This is a genomic window from Streptomyces sp. CA-278952 (assembly GCF_028747205.1).
GTDB lineage: Bacteria > Actinomycetota > Actinomycetes > Streptomycetales > Streptomycetaceae > Streptomyces.
In genome coordinates this window covers 1,789,710-1,805,810 of sequence record NZ_CP112880.1, presented here as the reverse complement: position 1 = coordinate 1,805,810, position 16,101 = coordinate 1,789,710, and the positions used below count along the sequence as shown (strand labels likewise).

Sequence of the window (16,101 nt, the reverse complement as noted above, 5' to 3'; positions counted from 1 at the left end):
GGTCGAACGTCCAGTTGGAGGGAGGGACGGAACCGTGCTCCTCCCCGCAGCTCGCTCCGTCTCCACCTCACCCGTACTCCCACCCCGTTCGGCCCACTACAGGTTGACCAGTCCTCGATCGGGGCTGTGCTCCGTCCCTGCTCCGCCCCCGGAGCCGGCGGCGGGGCCGTCCGGCGAACCCGATGGCGTACAAAGTCGTCCCTCCCGGTTGCCCCTCCCTTTCGTACCCCCCCTAGACTGAACATCCAGCAGGTGGCTCACGCTCGAAAGGCGCCCCCGTGTCCATCGGCAACTCCCCCGAAGACGACCGGCCTTCGATCGGTCGTGCCCTTCAGCAGGCTCGTATCGCCGCGGCTCTGACGGTCGAGGAAGTCAGCAGCTCCACCCGGGTGCGCATCCCCATCGTGCACGCGATCGAGCAGGACGACTTCTCACGCTGCGGCGGCGACGTCTACGCCCGCGGCCACATCCGCACGCTCGCCCGTGCCGTCGGCCTCGATCCGGAACCGCTGGTCGAGGAGTACGACGCCGATCACGGCGGCCGTCCCGCACCGACCCCCGCGGCTCCGCTGTTCGAAGCGGAACGCATCCGCTCCGAACCCCGGCGGCCCAACTGGACCGCGGCCATGGTCGCGGCCATCGTCGCCGTCATCGGGTTCGTCGGCTTCACGTTCTTCAGCGGCGAGGACGAACCCTCGAACACCGCGCAGATCGCGGAGGGCTCCAAGCCCGACAAGACCGCGGCCAAGCCCACCGCCACGAAGCCCTCCGACCCCAAGCCCGTGCCCTCCGAGAGCGCCATCGCCGCCGCCCCCCGGGACAAGGTGACGGTCAAGCTCAGCGCGGACCGGGGCAAGAGCTGGATCTCGGCCAAGGATCACAACGGACGGCAGCTCTTCGACGGGCTGCTGCTCCAGGGCGAGTCCAAGACCTTCCAGGACAAGGAGCGCATCGACCTCGTCCTCGGCGACGCCGGGGCGATCGAGCTCTTCGTCAACGGCAAGCAGGTCGAGGACCGCTTCGGCCCGGGCCAGGTCGAACGGCTTTCCTACACCAAGGGCGACCCCGAGGCCGGCTGATCCGCCGCCCTCCGCTTCCGCACACGTCCCGACGGGCGTCCGGCATCGCGCCGGGCGCCCGTCGGCGTTCCCCGGCCCGGGCCCTGTTACTCCCCGTAGCGGGAAGGGGTGCCGGTAGGGGCAGGCAACCCTGCACGGCAGGGGGGCCGCCGGGACAAAGTAGTCTTGAGTCCATGCCCGAACGCCGTACCGTCGCCCTTGTCACTCTTGGCTGCGCCCGTAACGAGGTGGACTCGGAGGAGCTTGCAGGCCGCTTGGCAGCGGACGGCTGGGACCTCGTCGAGGATGCCTCCGACGCGGATGTCGCAGTCGTCAACACCTGTGGGTTCGTCGAAGCCGCCAAGAAGGACTCCGTCGACGCCCTGCTCGAAGCCAACGATCTTAAGGATCAAGGCCGCACCCAGGCCGTCGTCGCCGTCGGCTGCATGGCCGAGCGCTACGGCAAGGACCTCGCCGAGGCCCTGCCGGAGGCGGACGGTGTCCTCGGATTCGACGACTACGCCGACATCTCCGACCGGCTCCAGACCATCCTCAACGGCGGCATCCACGCCTCGCACACCCCGCGCGACCGCCGCAAGCTCCTGCCGATCAGCCCCGCCGAGCGGCAGGACGCCGCCGTGGCGCTGCCCGGCCACGCCCAGGAGACGCCCGCCCCCGCGCCCGAGGACCTCCCCGAAGGAGTCGCACCGGTCTCCGGGCCGCGGGCGCCGTTGCGCCGCAGGCTCGGCACCAGCCCCGTAGCCTCGGTGAAGCTCGCCTCCGGCTGCGACCGCCGCTGCTCCTTCTGCGCCATCCCCTCCTTCCGCGGCTCGTTCATCTCGCGGCGTCCCTCGGACGTGCTCCAGGAAACCCGCTGGCTGGCCGAACAGGGCGTCAAGGAGGTCATGCTCGTCTCCGAGAACAACACCTCCTACGGCAAGGACCTCGGCGACATCCGCCTCCTGGAGACCCTGCTGCCCGAGCTGGCCGACGTGGACGGCATCGAGCGGATCCGGGTCAGCTATCTCCAGCCCGCCGAGATGCGCCCGGGCCTCATCGACGTCCTCACCTCGACGCCGAAGGTCGCCCCGTACTTCGACCTCTCCTTCCAGCACTCCGCCCCCGGCGTGCTGCGCGCGATGCGCCGCTTCGGCGACACCGACCGCTTCCTGGAGCTCCTGGACACCATCCGGAGCAAGGCCCCCCAGGCCGGCGCCCGCTCCAACTTCATCGTCGGTTTCCCCGGCGAGAGCGAGGCGGACCTCGCCGAGCTGGAACGCTTCCTCACCGGTGCCCGCCTCGACGCGATCGGCGTCTTCGGGTACTCGGACGAGGAGGGCACCGAGGCGGTCGGCTATGAGAACAAGCTCGACGCCGACACCATCGCGGAGCGCCTCGCCCACATCTCCCAGCTGGCCGAGGAGCTGACCTCGCAGCGGGCCGAGGAGCGCGTCGGCGAGACCCTCCAGGTGCTGGTGGAGTCCGTGGAGTCGGAGGAGGACGGCGAGGTCGCGATCGGGCGCGCGGCGCACCAGGCCCCCGAAACCGATGGCCACGTGGTCTTCACCACACGCGAGGGACTCGTGCCGGGCCGTATGGTCGAGGCAAAGGCAGTGGGCACCGAGGGCGTCGACCTGGTGGCGGAACACCATGAGCTTGCGGAGGTAGCCAGATGACCGGAGTCCCGGCATCCGCGACAGGCGGCACCGGCGCGAAGCCGGTCCGCGGCGGCAAGCTGGGCACTGCGGCCGTCAACCAGGCCAGCCTGTGGAACATCGCCAACATCCTGACCATGGTGCGGCTGCTGCTCGTGCCCGGGTTCGTCCTGCTGCTGTTCCACGACGGCGGATACGACCCGGTCTGGCGCGCCTTCGCCTGGGCGGCCTTCGCCGTCGCGATGATCACCGACCTGTTCGACGGTCATCTGGCGCGGGCGTACAACCTGGTCACGGACTTCGGGAAGATCGCCGACCCGATCGCCGACAAAGCGATCATGGGCGCGGCGCTGGTCTCGCTGTCCGTCCTGGGTGATCTGCCGTGGTGGATCACCGGGGTGATCCTCGCCCGTGAGCTGGGCATCACGCTGATGCGGTTCTGGGTCATCCGGCACGCGGTGATCCCGGCCAGCCGAGGCGGCAAGCTGAAGACGCTCGCGCAGGGGACGGCGGCCGGGATGTACGTCCTGGTGCTCACCGGGCCCCTGGCCACCTTGCGCTTCTGGGTGATGATGGTCGCCGTCGTGCTGACGGTCGTCACCGGACTCGATTACGCACGTCAGGCCGTTGTCCTGCGTCGCCAGGGCCTGGCCGCCGAGCGCGCCGCCGCGGTCGCGCGGGCCGCGGAGGCCCTTCAGGCCACCGTCGGCACCGCTGCCGACGCCGGCCCGGCCGCCGGGGCCGTGGCCGGCGCGAAGGACGTCCGCGGTACTGCCGAGGCGCGCGACGCCGCGGAGGCCGAGCGGTGACAGCCGCTGCCCGGGTGCTCCGGCTCCTCGGAGCGCGGGGCGAGACGCTCGCCGTCGCCGAATCGCTGACGGGCGGCCTGGTCGCCGCCGAGCTGACCTCCGTACCCGGCGCCTCCCGGTCCTTCCGCGGATCGGTGACGGCTTACGCCACCCCCCTGAAGCGGGACGTCCTGGGCGTCGACGGGGGTCTGCTGGCGGAACGCGGAGCCGTGGACCCCGCGGTCGCGCTGCAGATGGCGGCCGGTGTGCGCCGGGTCCTCGACGCGGACTGGGGCGTCTCCACCACGGGAGTCGCGGGACCGGAACCACAGGACGGGCAGCCGGTCGGCACGGTCTACGTCGCCGTGGCCGGACCCTCCGGCATCGAGAAAGTGAGGGCTCTGCGGTTGAATGGTGAGAGGGCGGATATCCGTAGTGAGAGTGTGCGGGGCGCCCTCGAACTGCTCGCAGGCGAACTCGGTGAGAATGCGCGGGCACAGGATACGGAACAGAACGGGGGGAATTGATGTTTGCAGCCCTGAGTGAACACGACATCGCTCCCCGCACAGCCGCAGCACAAGGCGGTACGGTAGGGCGTGAAGGATGCGGCTACGCGGTCCGAGGAGGGAGCCACCGATGATTCTGCTCCGTCGCCTACTGGGTGACGTGCTGCGTCGGCAGCGCCAGCGCCAAGGCCGTACTCTGCGCGAAGTCTCCTCGTCCGCCCGGGTCTCGCTCGGTTATCTCTCCGAGGTGGAGCGGGGGCAGAAGGAGGCGTCCTCCGAGCTGCTCTCCGCGATTTGCGACGCGCTTGACGTACGGATGTCCGAGCTCATGCGTGAAGTGAGCGACGAGCTCTCGCTCGCAGAGCTGGCCGAGTCGGCAGCTGCCAGTGATCCGGTCCCAGCACCGGTTCGTCCCATGCTCAACTCCGTCTCCGTCTCGTCGGTCGCAGGTGTGCCGTCGGGCCGGGTGACCATCAAGGCGCCCGCGGAAGCGGTGGACGTCGTCGCCGCCTGATCCACGCGGCACAGTTGCTCGACCGGAGTCCCGGTCGGCCCTTAACGGGGTCGGCCGGGACTTTCGCGTTCGACGTCCACCTGGCCGCCGGGCCCTGCGTGTGGTCTGTGAGTCGCGCGCCTCACAGGTGTGAGCCCTCGGCGGGTGGGCAGACGGAGGACAAGGCTCGCGTGACCGTTTTGCTTCATATGTGCCATCGTGGGTGATGCACCGAGACGGTCAGCGAAAGCGGCTGACGGATGGGAGTAGCGCACATGTCTGTGGTCAAGAGCACGTTGTCCGAGAGCGACCTCAAGGTCGTGGGAACGGCGCTGCAGGGCGCTCTGGTCGACCTCGTCGACCTCTCCCTGGTGGCCAAGCAGGTCCATTGGAACGTAGTCGGTCCACGCTTCCGCTCCGTGCACCTCCAGCTCGACGACGTCGTCGTCACGGCCCGGCAGCACTCCGACACTGTCGCCGAGCGCGCCTCGGCGGTCGGGGTCAACCCGGACGGGCGCTCCGGCACGGTGTCCAAGGAGACCGCCATCGCATCCGTGCCCGAGGGCTGGATCAAGGACGCCGATGCCGTGCGGATCCTGGTGGACGCGCTGGGCGTGGTCATCGGCCGGATGCGGGAGCGCATCGAGGCGACCGACGCACCGGATCCGATCACCCAGGACCTGCTGATCGGGCTGACGGCGGAGCTCGAGAAGCACGCCTGGATGTTCCAGGCGGAGAGCGCCTGAACCGGCGCCCGACCGACGACCGAGATACGTCCCGAGCAGAAGGAGCGACATCATGAGTGACGGAGCCATGGACAAGATGAAGGGCAAGGGCAAGGAGGCTGTCGGCAAGCTGACCGGCGACCGCCGCAAGGAGGCCGAGGGCAAGGCCGATCAGACCAAGGGCGGGGCCAAGGAGGCGGCGGACGGAATCGGCGACCGCGCCAAGGGCGTGAAGGACTCCCTCCGCCGGGACGACGACAAGTAGTCCTGACCCTTCGGAGCCACTGCCCGGACACTGCCCCCGGGTTCGAGTGCCCCCGCCGTTTCGGCGGGGGCACCCCTGCGTGGGTGACCCCTCGGCCGGGCGTTCTGGATGCACCACGGCCGCTGCCAGGGGAAACTGCCGGAAAGGACGTCGGCCGCGGGAGGCAGCGATGATACGGCGATGGGTGCCGGCGCTGGTTCTCGGCGGACTGTGGTGGTGGGCGGTACTCCGGCTGGTGCTGCGTCCGGAACAGGCGGGGCTGGTGGAGGGGGCAGTGGCGGCGGGGGGCTGGGGGCTGAGTCTGTTACCGGTCCATGTCGCGTCGGCCGGGGCGGTGAGCCCGTCGGGGCGGTCAGGGTGGTCGGGTCTGCTCCGGCCGTCGGGCTCGTTGGGTTCGTTGGCGCGGCGGTGGTCTACCAAGGCATGGCGACGCCGCCGTTCGGCCGGAGAATCTGACCGGTCATGAAGGCCGAGGCGTCCGAGGCCAGGTGCAGCACGGTATGGGCGACGTCCTCCGGTTCGCCGACCCGGCCCAGCGGGGAGATCCGGGCCATCGTCGCCTCCGCCCGCTGCTGACCCGAGGCATCGTGCCGGTCGGTCATGGGCGTACGGATCCAGCCGGGTGCCACGGCGTTCACCCGTATGGCGTGAGGCCCCAGCTCCGTGGCGAGCGTCTTGGTGAGCTGCACCACGGCGGCCTTCGCGACGCTGTAGCAGAGCAGGCCCGCGCTCGCGGAGTCCACCGCGCCGGACGCCATCGTGATCAGCGAGCCGGGGGCGGAGCGGGCCGTCATGGAGCGGGCCACCTCCTGGCAGGCGTACAGCACCCCTCGGAAATTGACGGCCAGCACGCGGTCCAGGTCCTCGTCCGCCGTCTCCAGCACGCTGCTGGTGTGCATGATCCCGGCCGAGGCGACCAGGACGTCGAGACGCCCGGCCGCGCCGACGGCCGCACGGACCTGGTCGCGGTCGGTGACGTCGAGAGGGTGGGTCCGGGCGCTGCCACCCGCTTCGGCGATCAGCTCGTACGTCCGGCGCAGCCCCGCCCCGTCACGGTCCGCACAGTGCACCGTCGCCCCGGCTTCCGCGAGCAGCAGGGCGCTCGCCCGCCCGATCCCGCTCGCCGCGCCGGTGATGAACGCGGCGCGGCCCGTGAGGTCGTACGCGGAGAGAAGCATGACGGGACCGTACGACCGCATCTGACGGATCGTCAACTACGGGGTCGGTCCTGATTGGCAACTGGGACACCAGTAGGTGGGGCGGTCGTCCTGGTCGGTGAGACGGATCGGAGTTCCGCAGCGCAGACAGGGGCGACGGGCCCGCCCGTAGACGTACAGCCGCTCCTGTACGCGGACGGGTGGCCGGGCGCGTGGGCGGGCGGGGGCCGGGGTCGGTGCGGTGGGCGGGGCGTTCGGTGGGGGTGCTGTGGTGGGCAGGCTCGGCGGGCCCGGTGGCGTGCGGAGTTCGGAGGTGATCGTCGTGGTGCGGGTGGGGCGCTCGCGGTTGGCGTGCAGCAGTCGCTCGGCGAGCGTGACGAGCCGGAGGAGCGCGCCGTCGGGGAGGGCGCCCACGGGGAGCCAAGGCGTGACGCGGGCCAGGAAGCACAGCTCGCACTTGTAGACGTTGCCGATGCCGGCCAGATTGCGCTGGTCCAGGAGTGCCTCGCCCAGGGGGCGCTCCGGCGCGGCGAGCAGCCGGTCCAGGGCCAGGCCGGGATCCCAGTCGGGGCCCAGCAGATCAGGGCCCAGATGGCCCACGGCCCGGTCCTCCTCGCTGGTGCGCAGCAGCTCCAGCACCGGTAGCCGGTAGCCGACCGCGGTGTGCTCCGCGTTGGCGAGGATCGCGCGGATCTGGTGCCCCGGGCCGCCGCGCCAGCGTTCGTCCGGGGCGTACACCCGCCAGGCGCCGTCCATCCGGAGGTGGCTGTGCAGGGTCAGGCCGCCCTCGACGCGGGTCAGCAGGTGCTTGCCGCGGGCGGTGACGTCCAGGACCGTCCGGCCGGAGAGGTCGGCGGTGGCGAAACGGGGGACGCGCAGGTCGGACCGGGTCAGCACCTGCCCGGCCAGCGCTTCGTGGAGCCGGGTGGCGGTCTGGAGGACGGTGTCTCCTTCGGGCATGCCTCCATGATGGGCCGCGCCCTGGCGTTCGTGCCATGGTCCGGCCCGCAGTCGGGTCGGGTGGCGTCCGGCCGGGGGTCGGTGGCGTCGGCCGACGGGGCAGGTGCCGTCCGCCGAGGTGGCCTCCGCCGAGGTGCTGTCCGTCGGGATGCCGGGCCCGGGATGATCGGGGGACGGCACCTCGGTCATCGGTGGCTCGGATCAGGCGCGCAGGCGCAGGCCTCTCGGAGTGGCGAGGAACCCTGCGGTCTCCAGCGTCCGGCCCAGCGGCGAGGTGAGGGAGGAGACGCCGTTCGTCCGCTCCACCGTCACCGTGCCCAGGGCGCCGGCGCGGGCCGAGGCGGCCAGGGCCTCGGCCGCCGCCCGCAGGGCCGGGGCCTCGGGGTCGGACGGCCAGGCCAGGAGGGTCTTCCCGCCCCGCTCCATGTAGAGCGTCAGCTCGCCGTCGACGAGGACGACCAGTGCACCCGCCTTGCGGCCCGGCTTGTGTCCGGCGCCGTCAGGGGACTCGGGCCACGGCAGGGCGGCGCCGTACGCGTTGGCCGGGTCGGCCGCGGCCAGCACCAGAGCCTGGGGTGCGGAGTCCGGATCGCGACGGTCGCGGGCCGTGGAGGCCGCACGCAGGCGGTCCACCGCGCCGTCCATCGCGAACTGGGCGGCCCCGAGCCCCTCGACCACATAGCCGCGCCGCGCCTGCCCGTTGTCCTCGAAGGCGGCCAGGATGCGGTACGTCGCGGAGAAGCCGCCCTCCACCCCTTCGGCCTGCACCGCGCCGCGGGTCACCACGCCGTGCCGGTCGAGGAGGGTACGGGCCAGGGCGTGGGCGCGGTGGGTCGGTTCCGGTTCGACCGGGGGCAGCAGGGACCAGCGGCCCGAGACGGTCGGCGGGCCGGTGCGCGACGCGGGACGGGCGGCGGCGGTGAGCGAGCCGTAACGCCCGCGCGGGACGCTGCGCCGGGAGCGGTGGGCGGTGGAGCCCGCCGTCCGCCCCGAGCCCAGGAGCGAGCGCAGCGGGGCCAGGGTGTCGTTGGTGAGCCGCCCGGACCAGGCCAGGTCCCACAGGGCGTCGGCCAGCTGCTGGTCCGTGCAGTCCGGGTGGGTCGTGGCCCGGACCTGGTCGGCGATCTGCCGGAAGAAGAGGCCGTAGCCGCCGGAGAGCGTGGTGAGCGCGGACTCGTGGAGCGCCGACAGCTCCAGTGGGTGCGGCGGAGGCAGGAGCAGGGGCGCACTGTCGGCGAGGTAGAGGGAGACCCAGCCGTCCTTGCCGGGCAGCGCGCCCGCACCGGCCCAGACGGCCTCGCCCGTGGTCGTCAGCTCGTCGAGCATCGCAGGGGAATAGCCCATGACCCGGCTCGGCAGGATCAGCTTCTCCAGCGCCGACGCGGGAACGGGCACGCCCTGAAGCTGCTCGACGGCGCGGGCCAGCCCGTCGATGCCCCGCAGACCGTTGGAGCCGAAATGCTGCCACTGGGGGAGGAAGGAGGCGAGGGCCGCGGGCGGCACCGGCTCCAGCTCCTGGCGGAGCGCCGCCAGCGAACGGCGGCGGAGCCTGCGCAGCACGGTGGCGTCGCACCATTCCTGGCCGATGCCCGCCGGATGGAACTCGCCCTGGACGGTCCTGCCGGAGGCAGACAGCCGTTGCAGCGCCCCGTCGGTTACGGCGGTGCCCAGCCCGAAGCGCTCGGCGGCCCTGGCGGCGGTGAACGGGCCGTGCGTCCGCGCGAAGCGGGCGAGGAGGTCGCCGAGCGGGTCCTTCACCGGCTCGGTGAACGCCTCGGGAACGCCGACCGGGAGCGCGGTGCCCAGGGCGTCGCGCAGCCGGCCGGCGTCCTCGATCGCCGCCCAGTGATCGGCCCCGGCGATCCGGACCTGGATCGCCCGGCGGGCCGACGCCAGCTCCGGTGCCCAGGACGGCTCGGCGCCCCGCTCGGCGAGCTCGGCGTCGGTGAGGGGGCCCAGGACCCGCAGGAGGTCGGCGACCCCCTCGACGTCCTTGATCCGCCGGTCCTCGGTGAGCCACTGCAGCTCCCGCTCCAGCTCGGTGAGGACCTCGGGGTCGAGCAGCTCGCGCAGCTCCGCCTGGCCCAGCAGTTCGGCGAGGAGATGGGAGTCCAGGGAGAGGGCGGCGGCGCGCCGTTCGGCGAGGGGCGAGTCGCCCTCGTACAGGAACTGCGCCACGTAACCGAAGAGGAGCGAGCGGGCGAACGGCGAGGGCTCCTGGGTGGTCACCTCGACCAGTCGGACCCGGCGTGCCTCCAGGTCGCCCATCAGTTCCGTGAGCCCGGGGACGTCGAACACGTCCTGGAGGCATTCGCGGACGGCCTCCAGAACGATCGGGAACGAGCCGAACTCGGAGGCGACCTGGAGCAGCTGGGAGGCCCGCTGGCGCTGCTGCCAGAGCGGGGTGCGCTTACCGGGGGATCGCCGCGGCAGCAGCAGGGCGCGCGCGGCGCACTCCCGGAACCGGGCGGCGAACAGGGCCGATCCGCCCACCTGGTCGGTGACGATCTGCTGGACCTCGCCCGGGTCGAAGACGACGTCGGCGGCCGCCACCGGGGGCTGGTCGCTGTCGTAGGCCACGGCTCCCGGCGCGGATCCGCCGTGCTCGCTGTCCGGGGGCCCCGGGGCGTCGAAATCGAGCAGGTCGAGGCCCATCATGTCCGCGTCGGGCAGCCGCAGCACGATCCCGTCGTCGGCGTGCATCACCTGGGCGTCCATCCCGTAGCGCTCACCGAGGCGGGCGGAGAGAGCGAGCGCCCAGGGGGCGTGCACCTGGGCGCCGAAGGGGGAGTGCACGACGACCCGCCAGTCGCCCAGCTCGTCCCGGAACCGCTCGACCAGGATCGTCCGGTCGTCCGGGACGTGGCCGCAGGCTCGGCGCTGCTCGTCCAGATAGGCCAGGATGTTGTCCGCCGCCCAGGCGTCGAGCCCGGCGGCCAGCAGACGCAGCCGGGCGTCCTCGTCGGAGAGCCCGCCGATCTCCCGGAGGAACGCCCCCAGGGCACGCCCGAGCTCCAGGGGGCGGCCCAGCTGGTCGCCCTTCCAGAACGGCAGCCGGCCCGGAACGCCCGGGGCGGGCGAGACGAGAACCCGGTCCCGGGTGATGTCCTCGATCCGCCAGGACGTGGTGCCCAGGGTGAAGACGTCGCCCACACGGGACTCGTAGACCATCTCCTCGTCCAGCTCGCCGACCCGGCCGCCGCCCTTCTTCGGGTCGGCCCCGGCGAGGAAGACGCCGAAGAGCCCTCGGTCGGGAATGGTGCCCCCCGAGGTGACGGCGAGCCTCTGCGCCCCGGGGCGGCCCGTGACCGTGCCCCCGACGCGGTCCCACACGACCCGGGGGCGCAGCTCCGCGAAGGCGTCGGAGGGATAGCGCCCGGCGAGCATGTCGAGCACGGCGGTGAACGCCGACTCGGGGAGCGAGGCGAACGGGGCCGCCCGGCGGACCAGGGCCAGCAGGTCGTCCGCCTGCCAGCTGTCCAGCGCCACCATGGCGACCAGCTGCTGGGCGAGGACGTCCAGCGGGTTGGACGGGATGCGCAGCGCCTCGATGGCCCCTACGCGCATCCGCTCGGTGACGACGGCGGCCTGCACCAGATCGCCGCGGTACTTCGGGAAGACCACCCCGGTGGAGACCGCTCCCACCTGGTGTCCGGCCCGGCCCACCCGCTGGAGGCCGGAGGCGACGGAGGGCGGGGACTCCACCTGGATCACCAGGTCGACCGCGCCCATGTCGATGCCCAGCTCCAGGCTGGAGGTGGCCACCACGGCGGGCAGCCGGCCCGCCTTGAGGTCCTCCTCGACCTGGGCCCGCTGCTCCTTGGAGACCGAGCCGTGGTGGGCGCGGGCCAGCAGGGCGGGAGCGCCCCTGCCCGTACCGGACTGGGCCATGATCTCGGCGGGGGCGTGCGCCTCCGGGAGGACGGGGGCCGGGTCGTCGGGGTCGAACGCGGTGCCGGTGGCCCGCTCGTACGCGATCTCGTTCAGTCGGTTGCACAGCCGCTCCGCCAGCCGCCGGGAGTTGGCGAAGACGATGGTGGAGCGGTGCGACTGCACGAGATCGGCGATGCGCTCCTCGACATGCGGCCAGATCGAGGGCTTGTCCGCCTGGCCGGAGTCACCGTCCGTGGCGGGGGAGCCGCCCAGCTCGCCCAGATTCTCGACCGGGACCACGACCGAGAGGTCGAATTCCTTGGTCGACCGGGGCTGGACGATCTCCACCTTGCGCTGCGGTGACAGGAAGCGGGCCACCTCGTCGACCGGCCGGACCGTCGCGGACAGGCCGATGCGTCGTGCAGGACGCGCCAGCAGCTCGTCGAGACGCTCCAGGGACAGGGCGAGATGGGCGCCGCGCTTCGTGCCGGCGACCGCGTGCACCTCGTCGAGGATCACCGTCTCGACGCCGGCCAGTGCGTCCCGGGCGGAGGACGTCAGCATCAGGAACAGCGACTCGGGCGTGGTGATCAGGATGTCCGGCGGCCTGGTCACCATGGAGCGCCGCTCGGCGGGCGGGGTGTCTCCGGACCGGATGCCGACCCGCACCTCCGGCTCCGGCAGGCCCAGGCGCACCGACTCCTGGCGGATGCCGGTCAGCGGCGAGCGGAGATTGCGCTCGACGTCGACCGCGAGGGCCTTGAGCGGGGACACGTACAGCACTCGGCAGCGCTTCTTCGCGTCGGCGGGCGGCGGCTCGGCCGCCAGCCGGTCCAGCGAGGCGAGGAACGCGGCCAGTGTCTTACCGGAACCGGTCGGTGCGACGACCAGGACATCGCTGCCCTCGCCGATGGCCCGCCAGGCGCCCTCCTGCGCAGCGGTGGGCGCGCTGAAAGCCCCGGCGAACCAACTGCGGGTCGCGGGCGAGAACGCGTCGAGCGCGGATCCGGTCATGCTCCCCATCGTGCACCCCGGCACTGACAACGGGCCGGTGACACCGCGCGCGGTGGCCCGCTCAGCCGGTGGCTTACGACCGGGAGCTGCGAGAATGGCGCCATGACGGGAGCGGACGGCACGGAGGAATGGGCACGGCACTGGCAGTACGCCGCGCTGCCCGACCTCGATCTGCTGCGCGCCCGGTACGTCCGGCACACCTTCCCCCGGCACAGCCATGAGGGCTATGTCTTCGGCGCCGTCACCGGCGGGGTGGAGGACGTGGGGCTGCCGGGCGGCACGGTCCACGCGGTCCCCGGAACCGTCGTCATGATCAACCCCGAGGTCCCGCACACCGCCCGCTCCGGGGCGCCGGAGGGATGGGCGTACGCCACGCTCTACCCGTCGGCCCGGGTCGTCAACGACATCGCGGCCGAGGTGACGTCCCTGCGCGGCACGGTCGGCTTCGCCGAGACCCGGGTGACCGACCCCCATGCCTCCCGCCTGATCACCGAGGTGCACCGGGCGGCGGAGGAGGGCAACGCGCTGGCGGCCGACAGCCTGCTGCGGGTCCTGGTCACGCGGCTCCTCAGCCGGCACGGCAGTCCGTTGCCCGGACTGGCCGCACACACCGGGGGTGCGCGGAACGCCGTACGTGCCCGCGCCGCGCTGGAGGAGCACATGGCCGCCCCGCCCACGCTGGAGACGCTCGCCGCCGAGCTGGGCACCGGCCCGTTCGCGCTGCTGAGAGCGTTCAAGAAGGAGTACGGGATGCCGCCCCACACGTGGCTCACCGACGCCCGGGTGCGCAGGGCCCGTCGCCTGCTCGACGCCGGTGTCGCTCCCGCCGAGGCCGCGACCGCCGTCGGCTTCACGGATCAGCCGCACCTCAACCGCCACTTCACCCGGATCGTGGGTGTGCCGCCCGGCGCCTACCAGCGCGAGCGCGGGGCGCTGCGGCCCGGCCGATGAGGGCGCAAGAACGTACCGGTGATGACGCAGACCACCTCAGCGCGTGTGCAGATGCAGAGTGCGACTGTGCGTGCGCAGAAGGTGTCGACCGGTGTGCAAGAACGTACAAGACCCGACCCTGGTGATCCCCGTAGCGTTCCGGGCGTGGCAGAACAGACAGCATTCCCAGGGAGCACCGGCGCGCCCGGTGCCGTATCGCCGGGTCCGCCCGGCCGGCCGGCCGAGGCCCTTCCGGACAAGCCGGACGCGGCCGTCGTCCGCGACGCGCTCGGTGTCGGCATCGCCGTCGGGCTCTCCGGCTTCGCCTTCGGCGTCACCTCCGCCGGCTCCGGCCTCAGCCTGCTCCAGACCTGCGTCCTGAGTCTTCTCGTCTTCACCGGCGCCTCGCAGTTCGCCCTGGTCGGCGCGCTGGCCGCGGGCGGCAATCCCTACACTGCGGCGGCCGGGGCCTTTTTCCTGGGCGTCCGGAACGCGTTCTACGGTCTGCGGCTCTCCCAACTGCTCGCGCTCCCCCGCGCGGTACGGCCCTTCGCCGCCCACTGGGTCATCGACGAGACGACCGCGGTCACCCTGCCCCAGCCCACCCGGCGGGCCGCGCGCATCGGCTTCACGGTCACCGGACTCACCCTGTACGTGCTGTGGAACCTCACCACCCTCGTGGGAGCCCTGGGCGCCGAGGCGCTGGGCGACACCGACGCGTGGGGCCTGGACGCGGCGAGTCCCGCGGTGTTCCTCGCGCTGCTCGCGCCGATGCTCAGAAGCACCATGGAACGCGTCACGGCGGGGCTGGCCGTCCTGCTGGCGCTGACGCTGCTGCCCGTTCTGCCGGCGGGCGTGCCCGTTCTGCTGTCGGCGCTCGCGGCACCCGTCGTCCTCTTCCTCATGGGACGGACGAAACGGGGACCGGACCCCGAGGGCCCCGAGGATCGCGCGGCGCCCCGGCAGAAGAAGACGGCACAGCGGGAGAAGGAGGAGCGGCACCCATGAACGTCTGGATCGCCATCGGACTGACCGTGGCGGGCTGCTACCTCGCCAAGCTCCTGGGCCTGCTGGTGCCCGCGGGCGTGCTGGAGCGACCGCTGGTCCAGCGGATGGCAGCCCTGCTGCCCGTGGCGTTGCTGGCGGCTCTCACCGCACAGCAGACCTTCGGCGACGGTCAGCAACTCGTCCTCGACGCCCGTGCCGCCGGTCTCGGGGCAGCGGCACTCGCGCTGGTCCTCCGCGCTCCCTTCCTGGTCGTCGTCGGTGCGGGAGTCCTGGTCACGGCCGGCGTCCGGGCACTGGCCTGAGCGAGCCGAATGCCCGAAAGCCGAACGCGGGGAGGGAGCCGCCCGCCACACCGGACACGCGGTCAGCCGAGCGGACGGCCGTACGAGCGGAGCGTGCCCAAGGCCCTGAGGGTCACCAGGGGGCGTCCTTCCAGTGCGGTTCCCGGTGCCCACTGACGCCAGGTCACCGGCCATCCGCCGTCGTCCTGCTGCTCGGCGGCCAGGTGGTCGAGCGAGCGCTCCAGCTCCTCGTCCGTGAACCAGCGGCGGGCCAGGGACCCGGGCGTACGGGCGTAGTCGTGCGGGAAGTGGTGCTCGCCCGGCGCGTAGCCCGTCGCCACCGGACACTCCGCCCGCCGGGAGGGATCGAGCACCGCGAGCCGTTGTTCGCGCACCAGGCGGCCGAGCCGGTCGGCCGCCACCTCGGCGCGTGCCCGGTCCGGGGCGCAGTCCAGAAAGGCGACCGCGGCCTCGATCTCGTAAGGATGGGACTGCTCCAGAGCCTCGACGGCACTCCAGCAGAAGTCTGTCGCCCGGAACAGCCAGGCGTGCCACACCTGATTGCCGTGGAGCAGCCCGACGACCGGGCCGGTCGCGAGCAGCTCCGCCGGAGGGTCGTCCACGATGGGGATGAACGGGGCCGCCGGATACCCGCGCTGGGTAGGAAGCAGGGCGGGAAGTGCGCCTTCTCTGGTTGACACATCGGTCAGAAAGCGACAGATCCGTTCCACGCGCTGTCCGGCGCAGCGATCGATCGAATCAAGAACGCTCAGCGCATGGGCGGTATGGAGCGGTTGGCTGACCGGACCCCGGAGATCGGGTTCCAGCGCGTGACCGTAGCCGCCGTCCTCGTTCTGATAGGCGGAGAGGGCCGATTCGACGGCGTCGGGATCGCCGTCCAGGAAGTCATGGGCGAACCTCCGCTGTTCGAGGACACGGGCCGTGAGCCAGATGAACTGCTCGGCTCGCGCGAGGGTGCTTGCTCCGGTTCCAGCCATGGACCGACCGTAGAGGGGAAAGGCGTCCGGCACATGCCCGGCGGACCGGCTGCACTCTCAGGAGCGGGATACTGGTGGCATGCGGTTGACGATTTTCTGGGAGCGGATGGCCGACCACTTCGGTGCGGCGTACGCGGACTTCTTCGCCCGTGACCACGTGATGGCCGAACTCGGCGGCCGCACGGTGCACCAGGCCCTGGACGCGGGCTGGGACGCCAAGGACGTCTGGCGCGGGGTCTGTACGGCCATGGACGTTCCGGCCGACAGGCGCTGAAGCCCGGGTGCGTTCCGGCGGGCGAGCGCTGAGCCTCCCGTTCCGGGCGGGGAAGGATCCGGGACGCAACCGGAACCGTCGGCTCGGGGCGGGGGACCGGCGGTCGGCGGCATAGG

16 protein-coding genes are annotated in these 16,101 nt (G+C 72.3%); 12 read left to right on the top strand and 4 right to left on the bottom strand.

The annotated features are described in order from the left end of the window. Positions 1-278 precede the first annotated feature (278 nt). The 8 genes from N7925_RS07800 (at position 279) to N7925_RS07765 (ending at position 5,956) form a co-directional block, all read left to right on the top strand. Positions 279-1,079: a helix-turn-helix domain-containing protein gene (locus N7925_RS07800; RefSeq protein ID WP_265598974.1), complete on the top strand. Its 801-nt coding sequence runs from the start codon at positions 279-281 to the stop codon at positions 1,077-1,079. A gap of 173 nt (positions 1,080-1,252) precedes the next feature. Further along, the gene (gene rimO / locus N7925_RS07795) at positions 1,253-2,734 is read left to right on the top strand and encodes a 30S ribosomal protein S12 methylthiotransferase RimO (protein WP_265598973.1); all 1,482 of its coding nucleotides are present in this window, start codon (positions 1,253-1,255) and stop codon (positions 2,732-2,734) included. Then, entirely contained in the window at positions 2,731-3,522 is a 792-nt protein-coding gene (gene pgsA / locus N7925_RS07790; protein WP_265598972.1) for a CDP-diacylglycerol--glycerol-3-phosphate 3-phosphatidyltransferase, read from the top strand. The genes rimO and pgsA overlap by 4 nt, the downstream gene beginning before the upstream one ends. Next, positions 3,519-4,028, top strand: coding sequence for a CinA family protein (locus N7925_RS07785; protein ID WP_265598971.1), 510 nt, complete (start codon positions 3,519-3,521; stop codon positions 4,026-4,028). The genes pgsA and N7925_RS07785 overlap by 4 nt, the downstream gene beginning before the upstream one ends. A 109-nt stretch (positions 4,029-4,137) precedes the next feature. Continuing rightward, on the top strand, positions 4,138-4,521 hold the full coding sequence (locus N7925_RS07780) for a helix-turn-helix domain-containing protein (RefSeq protein WP_265598970.1): 384 nt from the start codon (positions 4,138-4,140) through the stop codon (positions 4,519-4,521). Positions 4,522-4,775: 254 nt separating this feature from the next. Beyond that, entirely contained in the window at positions 4,776-5,246 is a 471-nt protein-coding gene (locus N7925_RS07775; protein ID WP_274343454.1) for a Dps family protein, read from the top strand. Positions 5,247-5,298: 52 nt separating this feature from the next. Further along, positions 5,299-5,490: a CsbD family protein gene (locus N7925_RS07770; protein ID WP_274343453.1), complete on the top strand. Its 192-nt coding sequence runs from the start codon at positions 5,299-5,301 to the stop codon at positions 5,488-5,490. 169 nt (positions 5,491-5,659) lie between these two features. Next, on the top strand, positions 5,660-5,956 hold the full coding sequence (locus tag N7925_RS07765; protein WP_265598967.1) for a hypothetical protein: 297 nt from the start codon (positions 5,660-5,662) through the stop codon (positions 5,954-5,956). Here N7925_RS07765 and N7925_RS07760 read toward each other — a convergent pair. The 3 genes from N7925_RS07760 to N7925_RS07750 form a co-directional block, all read right to left on the bottom strand. After that, on the bottom strand, positions 5,904-6,668 hold the full coding sequence (locus N7925_RS07760; RefSeq protein WP_265598966.1) for an SDR family NAD(P)-dependent oxidoreductase: 765 nt from the start codon (positions 6,666-6,668) through the stop codon (positions 5,904-5,906). The two genes, N7925_RS07765 and N7925_RS07760, sit on opposite strands and share 53 nt — an antisense overlap. Positions 6,669-6,704: 36 nt before the next feature. Continuing rightward, positions 6,705-7,607: an Fpg/Nei family DNA glycosylase gene (locus N7925_RS07755; RefSeq protein WP_274343452.1), complete on the bottom strand. Its 903-nt coding sequence runs from the start codon at positions 7,605-7,607 to the stop codon at positions 6,705-6,707. 201 nt (positions 7,608-7,808) lie between these two features. Further along, positions 7,809-12,494 (bottom strand): Lhr family ATP-dependent helicase, encoded by a 4,686-nt coding sequence (locus N7925_RS07750; RefSeq protein ID WP_274343451.1) that lies wholly within the window; start codon positions 12,492-12,494, stop codon positions 7,809-7,811. 102 nt (positions 12,495-12,596) lie between these two features. Between N7925_RS07750 and N7925_RS07745 the strand changes: the two genes are divergently transcribed. The 3 genes from N7925_RS07745 to N7925_RS07735 all read left to right on the top strand — a co-directional run bounded on the left by N7925_RS07745 (position 12,597) and on the right by N7925_RS07735 (position 14,734). After that, the gene (locus N7925_RS07745; RefSeq protein WP_274343450.1) at positions 12,597-13,445 is read left to right on the top strand and encodes an AraC family transcriptional regulator; all 849 of its coding nucleotides are present in this window, start codon (positions 12,597-12,599) and stop codon (positions 13,443-13,445) included. A gap of 144 nt (positions 13,446-13,589) precedes the next feature. Then, entirely contained in the window at positions 13,590-14,432 is an 843-nt protein-coding gene (locus N7925_RS07740; RefSeq protein ID WP_274343449.1) for an AzlC family ABC transporter permease, read from the top strand. Beyond that, positions 14,429-14,734 (top strand): AzlD domain-containing protein, encoded by a 306-nt coding sequence (locus N7925_RS07735; protein WP_003965829.1) that lies wholly within the window; start codon positions 14,429-14,431, stop codon positions 14,732-14,734. Before N7925_RS07740 ends, N7925_RS07735 begins: the two co-directional genes overlap by 4 nt. A 62-nt stretch (positions 14,735-14,796) precedes the next feature. Here the strand turns inward: N7925_RS07735 and N7925_RS07730 are convergent, their stop codons facing one another. Then, entirely contained in the window at positions 14,797-15,711 is a 915-nt protein-coding gene (locus N7925_RS07730; protein WP_265598961.1) for a hypothetical protein, read from the bottom strand. 79 nt (positions 15,712-15,790) lie between these two features. Here N7925_RS07730 and N7925_RS07725 point away from each other — a divergent pair, with 79 nt between their 5' ends. Continuing rightward, on the top strand, positions 15,791-15,985 hold the full coding sequence (locus N7925_RS07725) for a DUF3046 domain-containing protein (RefSeq protein WP_274343448.1): 195 nt from the start codon (positions 15,791-15,793) through the stop codon (positions 15,983-15,985). Positions 15,986-16,101 lie beyond the last annotated feature (116 nt).

Coding starts and splice junctions, on each gene's coding strand:
- rimO (WP_265598973.1), top strand. CDS start 1,253: ATGCCCGAACGCCGTACCGTCGCCCTTGTCACTCTTGGCTGCGCCCGT.
- N7925_RS07745 (WP_274343450.1), top strand. CDS start 12,597: ATGACGGGAGCGGACGGCACGGAGGAATGGGCACGGCACTGGCAGTAC.
- N7925_RS07765 (WP_265598967.1), top strand. CDS start 5,660: ATGATACGGCGATGGGTGCCGGCGCTGGTTCTCGGCGGACTGTGGTGG.
- N7925_RS07730 (WP_265598961.1), bottom strand. CDS start 15,711: ATGGCTGGAACCGGAGCAAGCACCCTCGCGCGAGCCGAGCAGTTCATC.
- N7925_RS07725 (WP_274343448.1), top strand. CDS start 15,791: ATGCGGTTGACGATTTTCTGGGAGCGGATGGCCGACCACTTCGGTGCG.
- N7925_RS07755 (WP_274343452.1), bottom strand. CDS start 7,607: ATGCCCGAAGGAGACACCGTCCTCCAGACCGCCACCCGGCTCCACGAA.
- N7925_RS07760 (WP_265598966.1), bottom strand. CDS start 6,668: ATGCTTCTCTCCGCGTACGACCTCACGGGCCGCGCCGCGTTCATCACC.
- N7925_RS07780 (WP_265598970.1), top strand. CDS start 4,138: ATGATTCTGCTCCGTCGCCTACTGGGTGACGTGCTGCGTCGGCAGCGC.
- pgsA (WP_265598972.1), top strand. CDS start 2,731: ATGACCGGAGTCCCGGCATCCGCGACAGGCGGCACCGGCGCGAAGCCG.
- N7925_RS07770 (WP_274343453.1), top strand. CDS start 5,299: ATGAGTGACGGAGCCATGGACAAGATGAAGGGCAAGGGCAAGGAGGCT.
- N7925_RS07750 (WP_274343451.1), bottom strand. CDS start 12,494: ATGACCGGATCCGCGCTCGACGCGTTCTCGCCCGCGACCCGCAGTTGG.
- N7925_RS07735 (WP_003965829.1), top strand. CDS start 14,429: ATGAACGTCTGGATCGCCATCGGACTGACCGTGGCGGGCTGCTACCTC.
- N7925_RS07775 (WP_274343454.1), top strand. CDS start 4,776: ATGTCTGTGGTCAAGAGCACGTTGTCCGAGAGCGACCTCAAGGTCGTG.